Source organism: Allobosea sp. CER48 (genome assembly GCF_044752385.1).
GTDB lineage: Bacteria > Pseudomonadota > Alphaproteobacteria > Rhizobiales > Beijerinckiaceae > Allobosea.
In genome coordinates this window covers 1-2,841 of record NZ_JBIWYK010000406.1, presented here as the reverse complement: position 1 = coordinate 2,841, position 2,841 = coordinate 1, and the positions used below count along the sequence as shown (strand labels likewise).

At 67.2% G+C, this 2,841-nt stretch carries 2 protein-coding genes; both read left to right on the top strand.

Translation table 11 applies throughout. The annotated features are described in order from the left end of the window. Positions 1-55 precede the first annotated feature (55 nt). The gene (locus tag ACIPIA_RS13590; RefSeq protein WP_400510312.1) at positions 56-1,147 is read left to right on the top strand and encodes an NADH:flavin oxidoreductase/NADH oxidase; all 1,092 of its coding nucleotides are present in this window, start codon (positions 56-58) and stop codon (positions 1,145-1,147) included. Between the two features lie 163 nt (positions 1,148-1,310). Then, positions 1,311-2,804, top strand: coding sequence for a carboxypeptidase M32 (locus tag ACIPIA_RS13585; RefSeq protein ID WP_400510310.1), 1,494 nt, complete (start codon positions 1,311-1,313; stop codon positions 2,802-2,804). The last annotated feature ends 37 nt before the right edge of the window (positions 2,805-2,841 follow it).

Sequence of the window (2,841 nt, the reverse complement as noted above, 5' to 3'; positions counted from 1 at the left end):
CGAAAGCGCTTCTAGACTGGCTTACGGACCTCCCTCATCGAGAAGCCTTCCCGACATGAGCCAACTCTTCAGCCCCTATCAGCTCGGCAACCTCACGCTCGCCAACCGCATCGTCATCGCGCCGATGTGCCAGTATTCGGCCAAGGACGGCTGCGCCACGGACTGGCACACCATCCATCTCGGCCATCTCGCACTGTCGGGCGCGGCCTTGCTCATCATCGAAGCCACGGCCGTCGAACCGGACGGACGCATCAGCCCGTTCGATGTCGGCCTCTGGTCGGACGAGACGGAAGCCGCGCTGGGCAAGGCGCTGGAAGCCGCGCGCTCCTGGTCGGACATGCCGATCGCAATCCAGCTGGCCCATGCCGGCCGCAAGGCCTCGGTCGCGCAGCCCTGGAAGGGCGGCGGCCAGCTCGGCCTGGACGAGGGTGGCTGGAACGTCCATGCCCCGTCGGCAGTCGGCTTCGAGAGCTATCCGCGGCCTCCACGCGCGCTTACTCGCGATGACATCGCCCGTCTCGTCGAAGCCTTCGCCGTCGCGGCTCGGCGAAGCGTCCGGCTCGGACTGGCGGCGATCGAACTGCACGGAGCCCATGGCTACCTGATGCACCAGTTCCTCTCGCCGCTCTCGAACAGGCGCGAGGACGAGTATGGTGGCTCGCTCGAGAACCGCATGCGCTTCCCGCTGCAGGTGCTGGACGCAGTGCGTTCCGTGGTGCCCGCCGGTTACCCGGTCGGCTTCCGCATCTCGGGCACGGACTGGGTCGAAGGCGGCTGGGACGTCGGGCAGAGCATCGTCTTCTCCGAAGCCGCAAAGACGCATGGCGCCGACTTCATCCATGTCTCTAGCGGCGGGCTCTCGGCGGCCCAGACGATTCCGCTCGGCCCGAGCTATCAGGTGCCATTTGCCCGAGCGGTGAAGCAGGCGACCGGCATCCCCACCATCGCCGTCGGCCTCATCACGGAGCCGGAACAGGCCGAGGCGATCATCGGGACCGGCGAGGCCGATCTGATCGGGCTTGCGCGCGGCATCCTCTACGATCCGCGCTGGCCCTGGCATGCCGCGGCGCAGCTCGGTGCCAGCGTCAAGGCACCGGACCAGTATCTGCGGTCGCAGCCGCGGCAATATTCCAAGCTGTTCGCCTGACTTCGCCGCCAGCGTTCATTCCCGGCGAAGCGCAGCCGAGACCCGGAATCCATCGTAGAGAGCGACATGCTTCGATGGGTTCCGGGCCGATGCGGGATCGCCGCTTGTCGGGAACGACGAAAGCCTTTCCACTGCGATGCGAACACTGACTGCAGAGAACCGCATGACAGCCTATTCCGACCTCACCGCCCATTTCGCCCGCATCAGCGCGCTTTCGAACGCCATCGGCATCCTGCAATGGGACAACGACACGATGATGCCGAAGGGCGCCGCGGAGACGCGGGCCGAGAGCATGGCACTGCTGCATGTCATGCGCCACGGGCTGGCGACCGACGCCCGCATCGGGGACTGGCTCGCGGCCGCGGAAAGCGGCGACGGGCTGGGCGACTGGGAGAAGGCCAATCTGCGTGAGATCCGGCGCGTCTGGACCGTCGATACCGCACTTCCGGCAGATCTCGTCGAAGCCTCGAGCAAGGCCGTCTCGGCCTGCGAGATGCGTTGGCGCCAGGCGCGGGCAGACTCCGATTTCGCGGGGCTCCTGCCCTATCTCGCCGAGGTGCTGAACCTGCAGCGCCAGATCGGCAAGGCCAAGGGCGAGAAGCTCGGTCTTTCGCCCTACGATGCCCTGCTCAACGACTACGAGCCCGGTGGCCGCTCGGCCAAGATCGACGCCCTGTTCGACGATCTTGCCGCCTTCCTGCCCGGCTTCACCCGGGAGGCGATGGCGGTCCAGGCGCGCCGGCCGGCGCTGCCGACCCTGGAAGGTCCTTTCGCGACCGAAACGCAACGCGCCCTGGGCCTGCGGATGATGGCAGCGCTTGGCTATGATTTCGAGCGCGGACGGCTGGATATCTCGACCCATCCGTTCTGCGGCGGTGCCGACAACGACGTCCGCATCACCACGCGCTACGACGAGGCGGATTTGACCAAGGCACTTATGGGCGTGCTGCACGAAACCGGCCACGCGCTCTACGAACAGGGCCGGCCGCAAGGCTACATGAGCCAGCCTGTCGGCGTCGCGCGCGGCATGAGCATCCATGAAAGCCAGTCGCTGCTGATGGAGATGCAGGCTTGCCGCTCGCGCCAGTTCCTCGCATTCGCCGCTCCGCTGATGCGGGAGAGCTTCGGCGGTGCCGGCCCGGCCTGGGAACCCGAGGCGATGTGGCGCCGCTACACGCGCGTCGAGCCGGGCTTCATCCGGGTCGATGCCGACGAAGTGACCTATCCCGCCCACGTCATCCTTCGCTATCGGCTGGAGAAGGCACTGATCGCCGACGAGATGCCGCTCGCCGAGCTGCCCGCGGCGTGGAACGCCGGCATGAAGTCCCTGCTCGGCGTCACGGTTCCGGACGACCGTGTCGGCTGCCTGCAGGACATCCACTGGCCCTCGGGCGGATGGGGCTACTTCCCGACCTACACGCTCGGCGCCATGACGGCCGCGCAGATCTTCGACGCCGCCTGCCGGGCCGAACCCGCCATCCTGCCCGGCATCGGCAAGGGAGATTTCAGCCCGCTGGTGGCCTGGCTGCGGGCCAACATCCACGGCAAGGGCTCGCTGCTGCCCACCGACGACCTGCTCACGGAAGCGACCGGCCGGCCGCTCGACGCCTCGGTCTTCAAGGCGCATCTGCACCGTCGCTACATCGAGGAGGTGTGAGCGCAGCTTTGCGATTCATCTCAAAGGCTTGAATCGG